This window comes from Dysosmobacter sp. Sow4_B12 (genome assembly GCF_052116665.1).
GTDB lineage: Bacteria > Bacillota > Clostridia > Oscillospirales > Oscillospiraceae > Oscillibacter.
Genome location: NZ_JBQKKR010000011.1, coordinates 1 through 19,831, shown reverse-complemented (window position 1 = coordinate 19,831; position 19,831 = coordinate 1). Strand labels below are relative to the sequence as shown.

The 19,831-nt window shown below is 54.6% G+C and carries 18 protein-coding genes and 2 pseudogenes; 19 read left to right on the top strand and 1 reads right to left on the bottom strand.

The features are described from left to right. Nucleotides 1-16: 16 nt before the first annotated feature. The gene (locus ACTQ4R_RS09880) at nt 17-193 is read left to right on the top strand and encodes a RepB family protein (RefSeq protein WP_441628221.1); all 177 of its coding nucleotides are present in this window, start codon (nt 17-19) and stop codon (nt 191-193) included. Between the two features lie 106 nt (nt 194-299). Further along, a complete protein-coding gene (locus ACTQ4R_RS09875; protein WP_441628219.1) occupies nt 300-1,958 on the top strand; it encodes an ISL3 family transposase in 1,659 nt (552 codons plus the stop codon). A 40-nt stretch (nt 1,959-1,998) separates the two neighbouring features. Here ACTQ4R_RS09875 and ACTQ4R_RS09870 read toward each other — a convergent pair whose 3' ends face one another. Next, on the bottom strand, nt 1,999-2,310 hold the full coding sequence (locus ACTQ4R_RS09870; RefSeq protein ID WP_441628217.1) for a hypothetical protein: 312 nt from the start codon (nt 2,308-2,310) through the stop codon (nt 1,999-2,001). Between the two features lie 207 nt (nt 2,311-2,517). On the opposite strand from ACTQ4R_RS09870, the gene ACTQ4R_RS09865 reads away from it, so the two are divergent. The 17 genes and pseudogenes from ACTQ4R_RS09865 to ACTQ4R_RS09785 all read left to right on the top strand — a co-directional run. Then, nucleotides 2,518-3,339, top strand: a complete 822-nt coding sequence (locus tag ACTQ4R_RS09865; protein ID WP_441628215.1) for an HAD-IIA family hydrolase — start codon at nt 2,518-2,520, stop codon at nt 3,337-3,339. Then, a complete protein-coding gene (locus tag ACTQ4R_RS09860) occupies nt 3,336-4,253 on the top strand; it encodes a glycerophosphodiester phosphodiesterase family protein (protein WP_441628212.1) in 918 nt (305 codons plus the stop codon). Before ACTQ4R_RS09865 ends, ACTQ4R_RS09860 begins: the two co-directional genes overlap by 4 nt. Beyond that, nucleotides 4,250-5,146 carry a hypothetical protein gene (locus ACTQ4R_RS09855; protein WP_441628210.1) on the top strand — a complete coding sequence of 299 codons (897 nt, stop codon included), beginning with the start codon at nt 4,250-4,252 and terminating at the stop codon, nt 5,144-5,146. Before ACTQ4R_RS09860 ends, ACTQ4R_RS09855 begins: the two co-directional genes overlap by 4 nt. 699 nt (nt 5,147-5,845) lie before the next feature. Then, nucleotides 5,846-6,211, top strand: coding sequence for a replication initiator protein A (locus ACTQ4R_RS09850; protein ID WP_302668436.1), 366 nt, complete (start codon nt 5,846-5,848; stop codon nt 6,209-6,211). A 255-nt stretch (nt 6,212-6,466) separates the two neighbouring features. Continuing rightward, nucleotides 6,467-6,865 (top strand): annotated as a pseudogene (locus tag ACTQ4R_RS09845) (ParA family protein); the annotation flags it as partial. A gap of 67 nt (nt 6,866-6,932) precedes the next feature. Continuing rightward, entirely contained in the window at nt 6,933-7,241 is a 309-nt protein-coding gene (locus ACTQ4R_RS09840; RefSeq protein ID WP_441628208.1) for a YodL domain-containing protein, read from the top strand. Continuing rightward, entirely contained in the window at nt 7,238-8,059 is an 822-nt protein-coding gene (locus tag ACTQ4R_RS09835; protein WP_441628206.1) for an LPD28 domain-containing protein, read from the top strand. The genes ACTQ4R_RS09840 and ACTQ4R_RS09835 overlap by 4 nt, the downstream gene beginning before the upstream one ends. A 616-nt stretch (nt 8,060-8,675) precedes the next feature. Next, nucleotides 8,676-9,254, top strand: coding sequence for a TnpV protein (locus ACTQ4R_RS09830; protein ID WP_441628315.1), 579 nt, complete (start codon nt 8,676-8,678; stop codon nt 9,252-9,254). A 50-nt stretch (nt 9,255-9,304) separates the two neighbouring features. Then, a pseudogene (locus ACTQ4R_RS09825) lies at nt 9,305-12,661 on the top strand (LPD11 domain-containing protein); the annotation flags it as partial. A 26-nt stretch (nt 12,662-12,687) separates the two neighbouring features. Then, nucleotides 12,688-13,644, top strand: coding sequence for a DUF3991 domain-containing protein (locus ACTQ4R_RS09820; RefSeq protein ID WP_441628204.1), 957 nt, complete (start codon nt 12,688-12,690; stop codon nt 13,642-13,644). A gap of 138 nt (nt 13,645-13,782) precedes the next feature. Beyond that, nucleotides 13,783-14,091: a MobC family plasmid mobilization relaxosome protein gene (locus tag ACTQ4R_RS09815; RefSeq protein ID WP_427780769.1), complete on the top strand. Its 309-nt coding sequence runs from the start codon at nt 13,783-13,785 to the stop codon at nt 14,089-14,091. Then, on the top strand, nt 14,067-15,431 hold the full coding sequence (locus ACTQ4R_RS09810) for a relaxase/mobilization nuclease domain-containing protein (RefSeq protein WP_441628202.1): 1,365 nt from the start codon (nt 14,067-14,069) through the stop codon (nt 15,429-15,431). Before ACTQ4R_RS09815 ends, ACTQ4R_RS09810 begins: the two co-directional genes overlap by 25 nt. Then, nucleotides 15,415-16,026 (top strand): PcfB family protein, encoded by a 612-nt coding sequence (locus ACTQ4R_RS09805; RefSeq protein WP_441628200.1) that lies wholly within the window; start codon nt 15,415-15,417, stop codon nt 16,024-16,026. Before ACTQ4R_RS09810 ends, ACTQ4R_RS09805 begins: the two co-directional genes overlap by 17 nt. 26 nt (nt 16,027-16,052) lie before the next feature. Further along, a complete protein-coding gene (locus ACTQ4R_RS09800; protein ID WP_302642797.1) occupies nt 16,053-16,934 on the top strand; it encodes a hypothetical protein in 882 nt (293 codons plus the stop codon). 16 nt (nt 16,935-16,950) lie between these two features. Then, nucleotides 16,951-17,892: a hypothetical protein gene (locus ACTQ4R_RS09795; protein ID WP_302642795.1), complete on the top strand. Its 942-nt coding sequence runs from the start codon at nt 16,951-16,953 to the stop codon at nt 17,890-17,892. Then, nucleotides 17,889-18,671: a class D sortase gene (locus ACTQ4R_RS09790; protein WP_441628197.1), complete on the top strand. Its 783-nt coding sequence runs from the start codon at nt 17,889-17,891 to the stop codon at nt 18,669-18,671. The genes ACTQ4R_RS09795 and ACTQ4R_RS09790 overlap by 4 nt, the downstream gene beginning before the upstream one ends. 109 nt (nt 18,672-18,780) lie before the next feature. Then, nucleotides 18,781-19,831: ATP-binding protein (locus ACTQ4R_RS09785; RefSeq protein WP_441628195.1), on the top strand; the 1,051-nt coding region annotated here is incomplete at its 3' end.

The window sequence follows — 19,831 nt, the reverse complement described above, 5'->3', positions numbered from 1 at the left end:
GACAGGAGGGATAACCTTGCCCCGAAAGAAGAAAGATGGTCGGCACATCAACTACTACATCGACCGCGTGATATTTGAGCGCCTTGAAGAGTATGCCGATGAAAAGGGACAGACAATGACAACGGCATTGGAGCGAATCCTCAAACAGTTCTTTGACAAGACTGATGAGGAGAAAAGGAAATCGGGCGGATAAAAGGGAAAACCGTCCTATTGAACCATAGCTCAGTAAAATGATAGAGTGCCTCTGAGGAGAGGCGCTCTATCATTCTCAAAAGAATTATGTAATTAGGGGGATTACAATGAGTGTAGAGGTGAAACGAGCGTCTTTAGAAGAAATTCCGAATTTGAGGCTGCCGGAATTCCATGAGGTAGATTGTCTGGAAACCGATTTGGACATGGAAGTCTTTGTGGTTCCAACAATCTCCTCTGCCAGAATTCAATGCCCCTTCTGCGGGTGTAGCGAGACGATAAGCCACGGAAAAGAGGAGCGCTTCTTCCGTGACTGGAACATCTACGAAAAGAGAGTCGGGGTGACGGTAAATGGACGCCGCTATAAATGCAAGAATCCTGAGTGCGGTAAGACGTTTGCTTTGAATTTTGAGTGCATCGATAGTGGTGGGAAGTTGTCCAACAGACTGAGGGATACCATCCAGAAAGAGGCTTTGAATAATACGTTTACATCCGTTGCAGAACGCTATGGCCTCGGAGCAACGACAGTTGCAACGGCATTTGAAAGCTATACGGATATTCTTCAGTTAAGACCGGAGATAAAGGCTCCACGAGTGCTGGGGCTGGATGAGTGTCATTTGCAAAAGCAGATGCGTCCGGTCTATGTTGACCTTGAAAACGCCGTCATTTTGGAAATGGGACGAAGTGTCAAAAAGGATGATGTCATCCGGGATTTGTCAAAGTTCAAAGACCTCGATAAAGTTGAAGTTGTCACAACGGATATGTGCGCCGGGTATAAATCAGCAATCGAGGAGATGCTTCCGCAGGCAATCCATGTAGTTGATAAATTCCATGTTGTAAAACTGTTTCTTGAATCTGTGGAGTCTGCCCGGAAAATAATATGCGATAATATTCGCAAAGACATTGAAGAAATTACGAATCCTGACATTAGGCAAAAAAAGTGGGATAGATTTGTAGAACTAAACATCGATTCCTATATGTTCAAAATGAATCCAGAGAATATGGCGGATTGGCGGCTTAATAAACTCGTTGAAATTTGCGATACTTACCCTAATTTGAAATATCTGGTTGCATTGCGGGATATGTTCTTCAAAATCTACCAGTGTAAGGATAAGGATTCGGCATGGTCAGCTTACTGCGAGTGGAAACACTTTGTGCCGAAAATTGGAGATGATTTTGCAGATATGAGGAGACTTGCTCTCCGCACTTTCAAAACATGGGGAAAAGAAATCTTCAATTACTTCGATGTCGAAGGTCGAAAAACAAATGCTACGACCGAAAGGCTAAATGGAGCTATCAAAAGTATGCAGAATATGGGACGTGGATATTCGTATGAGGTCTTGCGTGCTAAGATGCTATTTGGCTCGGCAACTTCAAAGGCCCCGCTTTATCAGCGCCCATCACGTCTGCTTTCTCAAGAAGATAAAGAAGCATTCAACGATACCCGCTATCTCCTCTACTGCCCAGACATCCATGATGCTGATGATTTGCAGAATAACAAGCCATTCGAAGTCAATCCCGCAGATGGTGGAGGCGTAATTGAGATTCCCGGATATTACTACGGTAAAGAAGAAGGCCCTCACCCTTTGAGCGGCTACGACTTAATAATGTTTAACGAAATGCATATGCACGATGAGGTAAAATCTGATATTCCCATGGTAGAGCCCGAGCCAAAGGTACGAAACCCAGAACTTGAATTGGTTCAAAATGGTGGTGCTACCATTGATGGCATAATTAAATATTATCAAGAGCACGGTGAGTGCATCTGAAAAGAGCAGGCAGGCGTTCACACAGCAAACGCCTGCCTGCTTATTGTAATTTTCTGCGCTTTTCCAGTAGTTCCAAGCCCTCACGCAGCACTCTCTGATATGAGGCTTCTATCTCAGAGCGGGGAGGCAACGGCGCATGATGTTTTTCGGGGATTCTAAGCAGCTCCACATACATATCTTCCAGAGAAAATGCTGTATCGTAATCTCCAATTTTCCTCGCTTTATTGATAAGCCGTTTGACATTTTGTAAATCAGCATTCTCTGCACCGATAATAAGTTCGACATCACTATCTGAATAGAAATTTTTGTATATGTTGCGCTGAAAATCTTTGAGACTTATACCTTCCCACATAGACTCACCTCCATGTCAAAACCAGTATATGGAGGTCTAAAAAGCGATGTCAAGATAAAAAGGCCAAGAAAAAAGCCACCCCAAAATCGCCGTCAGCAAAAATGAGCATTTTGAAAGCTCACCACCAAGTCACCCACGCCGAAAAGTGGAGAACCGTAAAAGGCCTCCGCTTGTCAGCGGAGGCCTTTTGTGTTATTCTAATACAATATGAACCGAGGTGAGACTGTGGACCTTTCCCAAAAGAAGCTGTTTTTGCTGGACCTGGACGGCACCATCTATCTGGAGGAATCCCTGCTTCCGGGAGCGGCGGAGTTTTTATCCTGGGCCCGGGAGACGGGCTGCGCCGTCCGCTATCTGACCAATAATTCCTCCCGGGGCGTGGAGGCGGGACTGGAGAAAATGCGCCGCCTGGGCATCCCCGCCCGGCGGGAGGAGTTTCTCACCGCCGTGGAGGCCACGGCCTATTACCTGCATACGCGGAGGAAACCATCGGATGTGTATTACGCTGTGGGCACCGATTCCTTCTGCCGCCAGTTGAGGGAGGCGGGCTTTGACCTGCGGCAGACGCCGGACAGAGATGTGACGGCGGTGCTGTGCGCTTTTGACACGGAGCTAAGCTACCAAAAGGTGGAGAACGCCTGCCGCCTGCTGGCCCGGGGAGCGGATTTCCTGGCCACCAACCCGGACCTGGCCTGCCCCACCCTGTTCGGCTTTATCCCCGACTGCGGCTCCATCTGCCAGCTTCTGGTGAATGCCTGCGGCCGCCGGCCGGTGTACATCGGCAAGCCGGACCCCACTATGATCCAGATGGCCTGGCGGCAGACGGGATACGGTCCCGCCGAGACGCTGATGGTAGGCGATCGCCTGTATACGGACATCGCCTGCGGTGTCAACGCGGGGACGGACACGGTCCTGGTCCTCACCGGGGAGGCCACGGCGGCGGACGCCGCCGTGTCGGACACGCCGCCCTCCCTCATCTGCCGGGACATGGCGCAGCTGCTGGAACGATTGAAGGAGGCGCGGAAATGACGGTGCTCACGTGGATTTTGGTCGCAGCGGTCGTTGGTGGGCTGCTCCTGGCGGCGGTCTGCCTGCTGTTCGTTTTAGGGGGATTCTTCCTGACGCGGCTGTTGGAAGCGCTGGTGCCCCTGGGACTGTTGGTTTGGTTTTTGCTCCACGGGAGGAAAAACGGCCGTGGATGGGACAAGCTGGAGGGCGTCCGCTACGCCCACCGGGGCTGGCACGACAAGCCTGCCGTTCCGGAAAACTCCCTGCCGGCATTCCGCCGGGCGGCGGAGGCCGGCTACGGCGCGGAGCTGGATGTGCACTTGACGAAGGATGGCCGCCTGGCGGTGGTCCACGACTCCGATTTGCAGCGGGTCTGCGGCCAAAGCGGCATCGTGGAGGACTTGACGGCGGCGGAGCTGGCGGCGTACCGCCTGGAGGAGACGGAGGAGACCATCCCCTTTTTGGAGGAGGTGCTGCCGCTGTTTGAGGATAAGGCACCGCTGGTGGTGGAGGTCAAGCCCAGCCGGGGCAATCACGACGTTTTGACCCGGACAACAATGGAATGTCTGGACCGCTTCCGCGCAGACTACTGCGTGGAGAGCTTTGATCCCCAGGTGCTGGTGTGGCTGCGCCGCAACCGGCCGGAGGTGCTGCGGGGCCAGCTGAGCCAAAGCTACTGGAAGCGGCCCGAGGGCCGGCCTGTCTGGCGGCGTCTGGCACTGACACAGCTGCTGTTCAACGTTGTGACCCGGCCGGATTTTGTGGCCTACCGTTTTGAGGACCGGAAAAATGTTTCCGTAGCCTTGTGCCGGTGGATGGGCGTCCGCACGGTGTTCTGGACCATCCGCTCCATGGAGGAACTGCTGACGGCGGAGGCGGAGGGCGCTCTGCCGATTTTTGAGCGATTTGATCCAAAGGAGGAGACGCACTTATGAAAAAAGCCACACGGGCGGAGAAGAAGCGGGAAAAGAAGCATATGCGCCAGGCCCTGGACCAGGAGCTGCGGGAACACAAGAGCTCCTTCATTGTCTTTTACACCCTGCGCCTTCTGGTGCTGGTGGTGCTGGTGCGCCAACTGTTCCTGCGCAACTATGAGGGTGCGTTCTTCTGCATTCTGACCATTTTGCTGCTGTATGTGCCCAGCTGGCTCCAGGTAAAGCTGCGCATCGAGCTGCCGCCGCCCCTGGAGATCACCATTTTGTGCTTTATCTTCGCGGCGGAAATTTTGGGTGAGGTCAACGCTTTTTATATCAACGTCCCCAACTGGGATACCATGCTCCACACGCTGAACGGCTTCCTGGCCGCCGCCGTGGGCTTTTCCATGGTGCTGCTGCTGAACGATGATGAGCGGCTGACCTTCGACCTGTCTCCGTTCTTCCTGGCACTGGTGGCGTTCTGCTTCTCCATGACCATCGGTGTGCTGTGGGAGTTCTTTGAGTTCGGCATGGACTATTTTTTCCACACGGACATGCAGAAGGACACGGTGGTGAACGCCATCTATACCGTGGCCCTGGACCCCACCCGGACCAACAGGGTGGTGGCGGTGAAGGGCATCCAGGACGTGGTCATCAACGGTGAGAGCCTGGGCCTTGGCGGCTACTTGGACATCGGCATCATCGACACCATGAAGGACCTGTTCGTGAACTTCATCGGCGCGGTGGTGTTCTCCATCACGGGCTTTTTCTACGCCCGCAGCAAGGGTGAAAGGCGAACGCCGGCCCAGAGCTTTGTGCCCAGCAAAAAAACAGAGGAGACGGACTATCTGAAGCAGGCCCGGGAAAAGAGCCGGGAGCTTTCCGGGCAGGAAACGGGCCTGGAAGAGGAATAAAAACAAGCCTGACAGGCACATGCCTGTCAGGCTTGTTTTTATATGAAAGAAAAGACGGTGGAGAGAAAGATACCCAAGCGCGAACCCAGCGCAGCGGTTGTGATTTGGAAAGGAGGAGCAGCGGAATGAGTGCGCTCTGACTTTTTGTAAAAAAGTCGGAGCAAGCGATATGCAGCATTCCGACGTGAATCATGTGTTCACTTTCGAGGCACAGGCTTCCGACATGTACCCGAAACCAAATCACAACCCAGCGCAGCGGTTGTGATTTGGAAAGGAGGAGCAGCGGAATGAGTGCGCTCTGACTTTTTGTAAAAAAGTCGGAGCAAGCGATATGCAGCTTGCTCCGACGTGGCGTCCCCGGCGCGATTCGAACGCGCGGCCTTCCGCTTAGGAGCTACATCGTTCGGATCGTGCCTTGTAGTACGTCATGCTTCAAAATGCCCGCAAACCCGCATGAATACTGGCTTTTTTATCGAACTGCCTGTTGCGGAGTATCTGAAAATATCGCCTAATATTGGCTCGTTTTGCACTCAAATCGAACCTGCTATTAGACAAATATTAGACAGATTTTCAGCTGTCACCCCAAACACCGGGGACTCTTTGGAACTATCTTACCCAATAATTTGACATTGTTCAAGAGGAAGAAAGCGTAAGCTGACTTCCTCTTGTTTTTATATACAGATGCAGGAGGTGACGCCTATGCCGTTAAATCTACCCTATTACTACGGTCATTCCGGTGAACAATACGCTTTCTTCCGTATCCCCAAATTGTTGCTGACCGATGACCGCTTTGCTGAAATCTCGACCGATGCCAAACTGCTGTACGGACTGCTGCTGGATCGTATGGAGTTGTCCTATCGGAACGGCTGGATCGACGAGCAGAATCGCGTCTTTATTATCTTTACAGCGGAGGAGGTCATGTCCACTTTGCGCTGCCGTTCTGAGAAAGCGGCACGGCTTTTCTCTGAATTGGACAGCGCCAAGGGCATCGGTCTAATTGAGCGTAAACGGCAAGGGCTGGGGCGGCCTACGCTGATTTATGTGAAAAACTTTTCTGGTGCGTAATGTGGTTTATTTCAACTTCAATACGCCATTTTCGCCGCAGGATTATTCTGCAATTTCCAGAGATTCGATAATCGAATTTCAAGACATTCGATTTCCGAACTTCTGGACATTCGATAATCGAAATCTAATAAGACTGAGATATAGCAAGACTGAGAATAGAAAGAATACCACCCGAAAAAAGAATAACTGTAAGAAGCAACAGCTTTGTTAGAACAGGGGCCGCAAGGCTCCTTTTTTGTTGGAGGAGGTGTCCCATTGAAAACAATCGCACTGGCAAATCAGAAGGGCGGCGTGGGTAAGACCACCACAGCCGCCAGCCTCGGCATTGGTCTTTCTCGGCAAGGTAAAAAAGTCCTGCTGATCGACGCCGATGCACAAGGCAATCTCACGCAGATGTTAGGCTGGTCGCAGCCTGACGAATTATCCCCAACGCTCTCCACCCTGATGGAGAAGATCATCGCGGAGCAGCCCATCGCCCCCAACGAGGGCATTCTGCACCACCCGTCCGGCGTCCACCTTGTCCCCGCCAATATCGAGCTGTCGGCACTGGAGGTCACGCTGGTCAACACCATGAGCCGTGAAACGGTACTGCGGCAATATCTGTCCACGGTAGCGGACCGCTACGATTACGCGCTCATCGAATATCTATGTTCCTGCTGCGCCGAAAATCAGCGCCGAGATCTGCACCTATGAAATCTATCAAATCCCCGCAACCGCTGATGTGGACTACTATTTCCGGTCTTACGCGGCGGCAAAGGGAAAACTCCAGAGCGCTGATTATCAGCGTTCATACGCCGGTATGTACGCAAAGGAAAATTCGCTGGAGGATCTGTGGGCAAAGCACAATAGGGATTCCCGTCCCTTTGCCCATCGGATGCGTTCTATGTCTGTAAGCGACATCGTGGTACTGACGCAAGGCGGAAAGAAAACTGCCTACTACGCAGATACCATCGGTTTCAAGGAGGTCCCGGAGTTTTTAGCACAACAGAGAGTGCAAAAGAAACACAGAGATCGAGGTGAAGCCAGATGAGCTATGACGTACAGAAGGTGACCTATCAGGAGGTCACGATTTTTGACCGACCGGCGTTGTTTACGGAATGCCGCATTGACCGAGCCACCGTGCCGGAAGGCGTATATCGCTACGAGCTGCGCCATGGCGATGCAGATTGGGGTGAGCCGATAGAACTGTCACGGAGTCTCATGGTCAACTTCTATGGCACCGTTCTTACCCGTGAGCCATTCCAGCTTCCCATTGATGGGTGGATTCCGCTGGAGAGCGGCACCCTTTCCTTTCAAGATGGTGGATGCCGTACTCTTGCGGAATTTCAGGAGAAATATCCCGCCAGCGAGAAGGATGTCATTGACTTTTACAGCGTCAATGAGCCTGCGCTGCACGCTCTCTATTTCTCCCGTAGTGAGGAACAGGACAAGTCTGCGGGCTGTGTGGGACACCTGCGGGGTGATTTTGGCAGCGGCAAGCAGTTTTATACAACATGGTGGCCCCACCAGCATAACACGCTGAACACGCCGGAGTTTAAGGCTGACATTGACCGTACCGTAAACTGGCTGCGGGAGCAGCCGGACTCCCCGCTGCGGGACTTCGACAGCATGGATCGCTACTGCAACCGGTATGAGCAGATCTGCGCCATCAAGGGCGCGTTGCTTCCCTCCTGTGGCTTTATGGTAAAAACCAAACAGTATGTGTATATGCTCCGCTGTACGCCGATCAAAGGTGATTACCAGTTTTATATTTACTGTTACCGGCGCGAAAATTTTGAAAAGGAATGCGCCGAACAGAGGAAAAATAACCGGTCACATAACAAAAAGAAATCGGAGCCGGAGCGATAAGGAGGTGCCAATTTGCCTACTAAATTTCAGCTTATCACAGAGCTATATGACCAGACCGTGCAGAGCGTCACCGGCAGCTATCAAAGCTGGACAGGCTTTCTCCGCGCAGCCTGCTATAACTACAAATGCCCCTTTGATGATCAAATTCTGATCTACGCCCAGCGCCCGGACGCTACGGCGGTCCTTGAGTTGGAGCGCTGGAACCGTCAGTTTGGCCGCTGGGTCAATCGTGGGGCCAAGAGCATCGCCGTATTTGGTGATGACGGTCAAAACTGCCTGAAGCTCTATTTTGATGTTTCCGACACCCATGCGTCCCGTTTTGCCCGTCCGCTGCCCATCTGGACGATGCACCCGGCCTTTGAGCCGGAGGTCATCGAAACGCTGGAGGCCACCTTCGGCAACCTGGCCGAAAAAGAAAATCTTGCGGACGCCGTGCGCTCCGCCTGCCATAACGCCGTGGCGGACAACATCACGGATTATCTGCAAGAGCTGCGGGAGTGCCGGGAGGACAGCCTGCTGGAGGAGCTGGATGACCTCAACCTGGAGGTGTTCTACCGGGACGCGCTGGAGGTCAGCGTGGCCTATATGCTGATGACACGCCTCGGCCTGCGGGCAGATGACTATTTTTCTCCCGATGAGTTCGCCCATGTTTACGAATTTAACACACCGCCTACGATCAACGCCCTGGGCATCGCCACCAGCGACATCGCGGAGATGGGATTGCGGGACATCAGCCGCACGATCATGCAGGCCCAGCGGGATCAGTTTTTTGCAAACCGTGAAAAAAACGGTTATGATGGCCGCACAGAACAACACGAAACAGGCCGAGAAAGGAGCAAACAGTATGGAGATCACTTACAGGATGCAGGATGGCTATCAGGTGCCGAACCTGCTGATGCCGCAGACGCCGGAGGTGCATCTGGGCAAGTACGCGGAGCTGCGGAGAGCGTACCTGAAGAAGCGCCGCAGAGTGCTTTACACCAACCTCAAGACCAGCGGCAAGCTGACGGAGCATCTGGCAGAGATCGAGCAGACCGCGCGGAAGATGGTGGAGCAGACCGTAGCGCAGATGGCGAAAGCCGAGGGCGTGACGGAGGAGCTGAAAGCGACCGATCCCCTGCGCTGGACGGGCCTGATAAACAATCTCCGGCACAGCGCGGAGGAACTGGTGCTCAGCGACCTGATCTACGCCTGACAACCGAAGAACCCACAGAGGCAGGAAGTGATGAGCTTCCTGCCTTTGTCGATCACAGCGGGGATTATGTGCTGCTGGATCGTCTGCGCGCCGACTGCGACTACTTCCTCGGCGCTGGTGGCCGGAGTGAAAAGCATTTGTGGGCAGGCAATGTCCACGCGCAGATCAGGAAAATGCGAGAGCTGTATGACGCGCTCCCGGAAAAACCGGAATGGCTGACCGCAGATGCCATTGACCACTATGCTGCGCAGATGGCCGCACCCTATCAGGTCGCTGCCTATCACCATTTTGAAAACGGCTTTGACGATAAGCTGGATTATCAGACACTGGAGGAAGCGGAGGCCGCGGCGCAGGGCTATGTTGCCGGTACGATGGAGGAAGACGGTTTTGCATACGACGGCGCTGCCGTCTATGACGCCGAAACGCGCCAGTGCCTCCGCGTCTACGGTGATTATCCGGACGAAAAGGCGCAGGAACAGGCAGCAGCCTTTGCGTTGGAGTATGACGCCGCGCAGCAGAATACCGCAGAGCTGCCAGCCTTTCTGGATATGCACCTCATTGAAGCGAATCTGCTGGACGACGGCGGTCGCAAGCACAAGCGGCAGGAAATCTTTGAATACTTTCAGGCGCACAAGGGCCTTACGGAACGCACGGAGTTCTTAAAAAACAGCTACAACGATATATGGGTGGAAGTCCTGACCGACGGTGTTCGGACAGGCTACCATGCCGAGAAAGACGGACTTTTGATGTGGGAGGGCAGTTACCTCTCTCGCACTTCGGAGTCTGTTTTTTCATGGTCGGTCATCACCGAAATGACCGAGGGCCTGATCGAGCGCGGCGAATACAAGATCAAGCTGGGTCTGCAAAATGCCCCCATTGTCGCAGAGCAGCTTGCCCTATTCGACATGGGCGGCGACGCCCCGGTGTACGAGGCCCCGGCAGACACAGCCACCGGCATTCTGGCCCCGGCCCGCACGGTGCCGCAGGAGGTCATTGATCTGGCCCTCTGCACAGGCGGAAACGAACCCAACAGTGCGGAGCGCATCGCCGTATTTTATATGTGGGAGCGGCCAGAGCAGGAAAATGAAGAGTTTCTGCGCCGGGAGTTCGGCAGAGAGAACGGGCGCGGCATTGAATACGAAGGCCGCAAATATGCCGTGTGGTTTCTGGAGGACGGCATCCACCTCGCCCAAGGGGACAGCGTCCGCACCGGGTACAGCAAGACCGTGGTCACATGGGAGCAGGCATCGGCACGGATTCTGGAGCTGCTGGAGGCGGGGACTTATCTCTCCGCGTCCGAGCTGGCGCAGGCCCCGGACAAGGTACTGCATGAAGCAATGGACGCCATGTTAATGACGGCCCGTGACCTAAACGAAGAAGGCCGGGGGCAGGGCCTATTCCCGCAGACTTTGGCGATCCACGACCAGCACAAGGGCTACCCGGAGCTGGACGAGGATATGGTGGCGTTCGCAAAGACAGAGGGTGGATTGCAAACTCTGGCACAGGAATATCATGCTTTCCTTGACGCTTATGCCCAAGGTAACGACATTATGCATTGGAGATTATCCGCTTACAACACCCACCGGATCGGCGTTGTGCTGGATGGCCTCTCCTACCCGGAACGCAGTTTCACCGCCCAACCGAGCTTCCTGCGGCAGTGCAAAATGTTCATCACACAGGATGAAATCGACCAGTTCTTCCTAAGAGACAGTGTTGATAGACGACTGGCGGTGTACTCCCATTTCTGCTATCCTCACACGCCGGAGGAACGCCAGAAATTCATTAAGAGCCAGTTTGGTGAGTACAGCGGTGGCGGATGTGCGGGTTACAATCACAGCAAGACCCATAAGGGATTGGAATATGTGCGAGACTACGGATTCAAAAAATATGATACCGTCCATCTGACCATCCCCAATGTGGTCAAGGAATATCAAAAACTCATTACGCAGAAACGCTTCCCCGGTGAGGACGCTATCGCCAAAATCCCGGAATATGAGCGTGGGCAGTTGGCTCGAATCGTCTACAACGGTTTTTACAATGCGCCGGACGATGTTCCGCGTCCCTATCCCAAGGGTGCGGATTATTACGATGCGATTCCCATGATCGAGGAGCAGCTGCAAGATAAGGGCAAGACTGCGGAAATATTGGCGGCGTTGACCTCCCGGCTGGATGGGACGGACGAGAGTGACCGTTTCTATGATTCCGTCCGCCGCGCAAAGGATCGGCTTTCGGAGTATGTGGACGGCACTTTCAGCCTGTTCAACCACCGGCATGATGCTCCTCAGCAGGAACGCAGCTTTGTGGAGCAGGTCGCAGAGGATGCAGCACGGCTTGCCGCAGAGCAGCCGCCCGCCTATGAGCGGTTCAGCGTGATCGAAACGGACGACGGCTACGCCGTCTGGGACGATATTCGGGACGAAATTTATGTTGACAGCGAGGGCGTCCGTGAGACCTTCCCCAGCGAGTGGCAGGCTGAGGATTATCTGGAGCAGGTCAGAAAGGCAGTCAACGAAAAGGAAGCGGCGGAATGGCTCTATGTGGAGCGCGCCAAAGACACCGCCGCAGAGCAGCCGGTCGAGCCGCCTGCGGTACTCACCCAGCCGAAAAAGAAAAAGCAAAACGCGCTTGCCTATCCGCTGGACCCGAACGGCAGCAACTACCGCATCACCGATGACCACATCGGAGAGGGCGCACCGCTGGAGCGTTTTCAGCGCAATCTGGACGCGATCCGTACCCTGAAAACCGTGGAGACGGAGAACCGCACCGCCACAGCGGAGGAACAGACGGTGCTGGCACAGTATGTGGGCTGGGGCGGTCTGGCGGACTTCTTCGATGAAAAGAACCCGCGATACAGCGAGCTGAAAGACCTGCTGATGGACGCCGAATACGCCGCCGCCCGCGAATCCACGCTGACGGCGTTCTTTACGCCTCCTGTGGTCATCCGCAGCATCTATGCCGCCTTGGGGCAGATGGGCTTCACACAGGGGAACATCTTGGAGCCGTCCTGCGGCATCGGCAATTTCCTCGGTATGCTGCCGGAAGATACGCCCACCGGATGCGGGCGGGTTTGGCACGATAGAAAGGGACTGCACATGAACAAGAAAATTACAGAAAATGACCTATACGCAAAATTGAGGAAAGAACGCGAAGAACTCTACAAGATCATTGGTAAAGAAGGAATTACCGATCAGAAAGTCCGTATTGATAAATACGCGCATCTATATGTTCTGCAAGACGAGATGACAGAGTACCTGAGAGCACGGAGACTGAGCCAAGCAGAAATCGAAAAGCTGTATGCAGTTGAAAATTTCTATGAGTATATCCAGAACTATTTGCTACATCACAAGGATGTTTTTAACTACCCATATCAAAAATGTGCTGATTCTATTCTTTATCCAGAGGACTGAGAAAAGAGCGCTGGGAGGTGAGTGCCATGCCCTACCTATCTAAGGAACAGATCGCTGCCGCCCGCGAGATGGACCTATTGACCTACCTGCGGCGGTTTGAGCCAGAGGAACTGGTGCATATCGGCGGAGATACCTATGCCACCCGCACCCACGACAGCCTAAAAATCTCCAATGGAAAATGGTGCTGGTGGTCGCGGAATATCGGAGGCACAAATGCGCTGGACTATCTGACCCGCGTGGAGGGACTTTCCTTTCTGGATGCCGTTCAGCGCATCCTCGGAGAATTGCCCCGTGTGCCGACCAAATCAGAGCCAACCGCACCGCTCCCGAAAACTGAATTTACCCTGCCACCCAAACACGCCGACACCCGGCGTGTTTTTGCATATCTGCGGAGCCGGGGCGTTGACGCGGAGATCATCAACCACTGCATCAAGCATGGGCAGCTCTATGAGGACGACGAGCGTCATAACTGCGTATTTGTGGGTTATGAACATGGAAAGCCTGCCTATGGCGCGTTGCGCGGAACACTTTCGGATACCACCTTTGCCGGTGAAGTCCCCGGCAGCGATAAGCGGTTTTCCTTTGCCGTTCCCCTTTGCGCCGGTGGCAAAACCCTCTGCGTGTTTGAATCCGCCATTGACGCGCTTTCTTACCTGACGCTGCTAAAGCTGCGGGGGCAGGAATGGCGCGCCGCCAATGCGCTGTCCCTCTCCGGCATCTATCAGCCTCGGAAGGATGGCTCGATCCGATTCCCCGCGGCGCTGGAGCAATACCTGAAGGACAACCCCGGCGTGGAGCGGATCGTGCTGTGTCTGGATAATGACAGGCCGGGGCGGGCGGCGTCGGCGGCCATTCAAAAGTGCCTTCCCCAATATGAGGTCATCGACAACCCACCCCGCCGCGGAAAGGACTACAACGACCAGCTCCAGCTTGTGAAAGGGATCAGCGGCAGGGTAAAGACCCGTGGCGGTGACGCACGCTGATTTTCTTTTTCGGCTGGGTTAGGACTGCAAGCGGCCTGCGGCTGCTTTGCAGTCGCAAGCATAGCATTTTGACATCAAAATGCGCTTGTTAAGGGGTAAACCCCTTAATATCCCCACTTCAACAGGAAAGGAGCCTCTATGAAACGCAACAATGTCAAGCAGATCACCGTTCGCCTGACCGCTGATGAATACGCCCATGTCAAACAGCTATCCAAGGACAGCGGCTTGAAAATGGAACCTGCGATTCGGCGGCTTATCATGGGCGTGAACCTGCGTCCCCGTCCGCCTGATGAACTGCCGGAGCTGCTGCGTCAGCTTTCCGGCATCGGTACGAACATCAACCAAATCGCTAAAGTTGCCAATGCCTCCGGCTATGTCCGCAAGGAGGACATTCAAAACATCATGGAAATGCAAGCGGCATTGTGGAGGGCGGTGAAGCGGGGGTAGTGGCTGTCACCAAAGTTTTTGCCATTCGCGTCCGGTTAGATGACCGTGTACGCTACATCACCGATGGAGAGAAAACCTCGCTGGCGTCCAGCATCACCTATATTTCCAATCCCGAAAAGACAGAGCAATTCTTTTTCACTTCTGCGTTGAATTGCAGCAGCGTGGACACCGCTCTTTCTGAAATGATGGAAACCAAACAGCAGTTTGGCAAAATGGGCGGCGTCCTCGGCTATCACTTTATCCAGTCCTTTCAGCCAGGGGAGGTCACACCAGAGCAGGCACACGCTGTCGGGCTGGAATTTGCCAAGCGGTTGTTTGGAAAACGGTATGAGGTCGTTATCAGCACCCATTTGAATAAGCACCACCTGCATAATCATCTGGTGGTCAATTCTGTGTCCTGTATAGACGGGCAGAAATACCATTCCAGCCCGGAGAGCTACTACAACGATGTGCGCGGTACCTCAGACGCACTGTGCCGGGAGAATGACCTATCCGTCATTGCCCCGCAGGGCAAGGGCAAGCATTACGCCGAGTGGAAGGCGGAGCAGGGCGGCAAGCCCACCGTGCGCGGCATCATCCGCGCCGACATTGACACGATCATTGGGCAAGCCTACACCTACGATTCCTTTCTCATGCTCCTGCGACGAAACGGCTACGAGGTGCGGCGCAACCCCAATCGGAAATACACAACGGTTAAGCCACCCGGCGCAAAGCGGGCGATCCGTCTGGACAGTTTGGGCAAGGGCTACACCGAAGCGGATATTCTGCTGCGGCTCTCCCGCCAACGGCACGGCGGCATGACCCCGCCGACCGTCACCCATGCCGTCAAGCGTTACCGAATAAAGGGCAAGCTGGCCACCGTCCGAAAAAAGAAAATCATCGGCTTTCACGCCCTATATCTCCGCTACCTCTACCTGCTGCGGGGAAACAGGCGGAAAAAGCTACCGCCCAAGCTGCCCTTCTCCGTCAAGCGGGAGGTCATTCATTTGGAGCGGTATGAGCAGCAATTCAAATACCTTTTATCAAGCAAAATCACCACGGCAGCAGAGCTGGAGCAGCGTATCCGTGTGCTGGAGTGGGACATTCGCTTGTTGGAGGAGCAGAGAAAACCACTTTATCAGGAAAGGAGGAACACCAGCGATGAAGAAGCACAGGCCAAGTACAGCACGGAGATCCAACAGCAGACTGCCACCCTGCGTGAAAAGCGCGGGGAGCTGCGTCTGTGCCGCAGGATACAATCGGACATTCCGAGGGTATCCCAACAGTGCCAGCAGGCGCAGGCTGAACGGCAGGAAAATCTAAAGAAGAAGGAGGAACATGAGCATGAGTACCAACGGTGAAACCGCTGACCTGATGGTGCGCGAGGGTATCCAGATCACCGAGAGTGCCCTTAAGCTGGCAGGGCTGGGGGCGAAAAATCTTGCCGCCTTGCTGATTGCCCTTGCCAACGACAATCAGAAGCTTGCCGGTAAGACCAACCTCAAGCGCCTGATCCACGATGGTGAGGAGCTGACCATTTTTTCCGTCAAGCAGGAGGACTTGAAGGGCTTTCAGATGGAAGCCAAACGCTATGGCGTCCTGTTTTATCCCATCGTCAATAAGGTGGAAAAGACCGGCACGGTGGAGATCATGGCAAAAGCCAAGGACGCCAAGCAGATCAACCGCATTTTTGAACGCATGGGCTATCCCGCCCCGGTGAAGGAGGATACTGCCGCAAAAAAAAAGAACGCCCGCGCTCCGTCCGAGAACAGCTCAATCAAGCGCGGGACTGGTGCGAGAGCGTCTACGGAACCGGCTGCGGAGAAAGCTGATGCCCGACCCTCTGTCCGCAGCCGCCTGATGGCACTGCAAGCTGCGGCAGAACGGGATGGCACAGCTCCCACCAAGGACACCGTGCGGGAGGCCATTCAAAAGGCTATGCCTACGCGGGAATAATTTGATTTTGAGAAGGAGAAACAATCATGGCAAAGTTAGACGATTTGATCCAGCAGAAGCAGCAGAGGGACGAGGACTGGAAGGCGAAGAAAACAGCGGAGCGCGAGGAATTGGGACAGCTATCCGACGATGCGGTCATGCGCGTCACCAGTGAACCCGACGCCTATCTGCACTATCTGGACACGCAGGCCATCAACCCGCGATACAGCGCGTCCAATGTGATGCTGGCGATGGCGCAGAACCCGGAGATCACCTACATCAACAGCCTGGAGGTGTGGAACCGGCTGGGGCGCAGCGTCAACCGTGACGAGAACGGCATGAAGATTCGCGTGTCGGATACCTACGTGAAGGACGGAAGGGAGTATCACGGCTATAAGATCGGGCGTGTGTTCGATATTTCCCAGACCCACGGCAAGGCCGGTGTTCCGGCGCTGAGCCTGAAAGACAATACACCGGAAATGGACGCCGCCCTGCGCCGATTGCTGGACAGCTCCCCCGTTCCCGTGGTCACCAGCAGCACCATGTACCAGGATGCCGTTTATGATCCTAAAACGCAGAGCATTACGGTATCCAGCCGCCTAATCGACAGCAAGATCTTTGCGGCGCTCTCCCGTGAGATCGTCCACGCCGGTATCCATGACCACGGACGCTATCCCTACTATACCCGCGAGGACTGCGCCATGGACGCCGAGAGCGTCAGCTATATGCTCTGCCGCAATTTCGGCGTGGAGACCCCGCAGCCCGATGTGAGCCGTGTGGGGCAGGTGTTTGACGGTATGGAGGTGCAGGATCGCCGCGGCGTGGTGGACAGCCTGCAAAAGTATTTCCGCAAGCTGCAAAATGACATTCAGCGTGAGATCTCTCCGCAGGAGCGCAAGCAACCGGAGCAGAATCGGCCCGTTCGCTGAGGAAGGAGGACGAAGCGTGAAAAAGAAAGTTGCATTTGCTCTCTGCGCGGCGCTGATGCTGTGCAGCATGAGCGTCGCGGTGCTGGCCGCAGAACCCATGACAGAAGCCGATACGGTATCCACGATGATTTCTGCCGCAGATACGCTCCCCAGCATTTCCGCCTATCCTGCCGAGGTCAGAGCCAGCGAGGAAAACGGTGTGTACCGATTAGAAAAGGTCTACTACCTGACCGCAAAGGACGATCCCGCTACGATCCCCACCGCTGACTTTGAGCGCGAGGGTCGCACCTATACGCTCCTTGATTTGCTGAAAAATGACCAGACAGAAACTGACACGCGGGAACATATCGAGGTGGTCACGCTGGAGAGCAAGACCAAGGACATGGCGGAAATTCTGAAAATGCTGGAGCCGAAGCTGGAGGTCAAGACCGAGGACGGCTATGAGGGTGTCCTGTCCCTTGACCACACCACCATTCAGGTGGAGGCAGCGGGCTATGGGACCAGCAGCCGCACGGTGACGGCGGAGCGCACCTATCCCAACCTCTCAGACGCGGATGTGTCCCTTGTTCCTAAGTCCGTGAACGAAAATGGCCGCACCCTGACGCTTGCCGATGTGAGCTGGCAGGAGGCAGCTGTCGATCCCACGGACGGCTATGACATTCCCATTCGCTATACCGCCGTGGCAAGCTACACCGGCACCGCCACCAGCAAATACGCCACCGGCTACACCGTCACGGCAGACTATAAGGGTGATGTCACCCGCACAAGCTGTGATACGGTGATCTATACCGCTGTCTTTTCCAGCGTCGGTGCTGCGGCATCGGCAAAGAGCGGCGTTGATTTTAACTGGCTGTGGCTGCTGATCCCCGTGGGTGCTGCGGCGCTGGGCGGCTGCGGCTACGCCGGTTACAAAGGCTACAAGCACTACATCAATAAGAAAAGAGGGTACGCCGCATGAAAAAATATCTGACCACGCTGCTGGCCGCCTGCTGCATGCTGGCGGCTTTTTCCATGCCTGCATCGGCATTGGAATATCACTTTGACGGCCCGGACGCAGGACTGTTCGGACGCCCCACCTGTGACGATACCATTTATGTCACTGCGGCTGAATCCGTCAATACGAACCGCAGCAAGGACGCCGCCTACATCCCGCCTGCTTTTGGCTCGCCTACCTCTTATACGCTGAATGCCGGGGAGCTGCTGACACCAAACCTTGTGAGCGGTTCAGTCGCGGGAACGATCAGCGGCACAGGCGGTGTGACCGTCCTGCCGCCTACGACTTCGGGCAGTAGCAGCGGAAATGCCGGCTCCTACACGCCGGTAAAGTACACCGCGGTCACGAAAGACCTCTATTACAGCGGCGGCTACCTCGGTACGCTGAAAATCCCCACCCTCGGCCTGTCTGTCAAGGTGTATCAGGGGACGGACGCGGACGCACTCCGCAAGGGCGCGGGTCATTTTGCCAACACTTCCATTTGGGAGGGGAATGTGGCTATCGCGGGCCACAATCGCGGCGTCAATAACCACTTCGGAAAGATCCACTCCCTTGACATTGGGGACACCATCAAGCTGACCACCCAGCTCGGCACACGCAGCTATGAGGTGTACTCCGTCAGTAAAATCGGCGTGGACGATACCAGCGTTCTGAATGACAGCACGGAGAACATCATCACCCTTGTCACCTGCGTGATGAATAAGCCGGATTACCGCTGGTGTGTGCAGGCTCGACAGAAGTAGTATTGATGTGAATAATTCCGACAAGAAAAAAGTTATTCACATTGATGTTAAAAACTTTACTTGGCGCAAAGGGGGTGATATAATGGCTGACAAAGGTGGTGACAGAATCATGGAGTTAAAAAACAGATCGCAGTACCTTGATAAGCTCATTTCCGTTCAGGATATGGAGATCATCAAGGTCGTGACCGGAATCCGGCGCTGCGGCAAATCCAGCCTGCTGAAATTGATGATGGCGCATCTGCGGGAACAGGGCGTCATGGAGGAACAGATCCTCTCGATGAACTTTGAGTCCATGCAGTTTGCAGACATGGACAGCAAGCGGCTTTATCAGTATGTGATGGAACGAGTCCCCAAGGGTAAGCGACTCTACCTTTTTTTGGACGAGGTGCAGAAGGTTCGGGACTGGCAGGATGCCGTGAATTCCTTCCGCGTGGATCTGGATTGCGACATTTATGTGACCGGCTCCAACGCCTACCTGCTGTCCTCCGAACTGTCCACGTATCTGTCCGGGCGCTATGTGGAGATCAAGATGCTGCCGCTGTCCTTCCGTGAGTTTTTGGACTTCCACGGCTATTTGCTGGAGGAGTACAAAGCCCCCAACGGCACTATGAAACAGCGCGCCAAGGGAAAAGACGGCGAAGCGTATGAGCTGCGCGACCTGTTTGAAGCCTACGCACAGTTTGGCGGTATGCCCGCACTGGCCGAGGCGGAGCTGGATCAGGAGCGCGCCAATATGCTGCTGGATGGCATTTATTCCGCTGTGGTCGTGCGGGACATTCTGGAGCGCGGCAAACGGAAAGAACAGCGGGCCGTCACCGACGCGCTGCTGCTTCGCAAGATCATTCTGTTTCTGGCTGACAACATCGGCAACAACACCTCGGCTGCGTCCATCGGGCGCACCCTTGTCAGCGAGGGCCTGTTGGACGATGGCAGAAAGACCAAGCCTGCGGTGCAGACTATCTCCGCCTATATCGACGCACTGTTGGAGTCCTATATCTTTTATGAGGTCAATCGGTTTGACATCAAGGGAAAGGACTACCTGCGGACGTTGGGCAAATACTATATCGTCGATCCCGGCCTCCGCACCTACCTGTTAGGAAACCGGGGCGGCGATGTGGGACACATTCTGGAAAACATCGTTTATTTTGAACTGCTGCGGC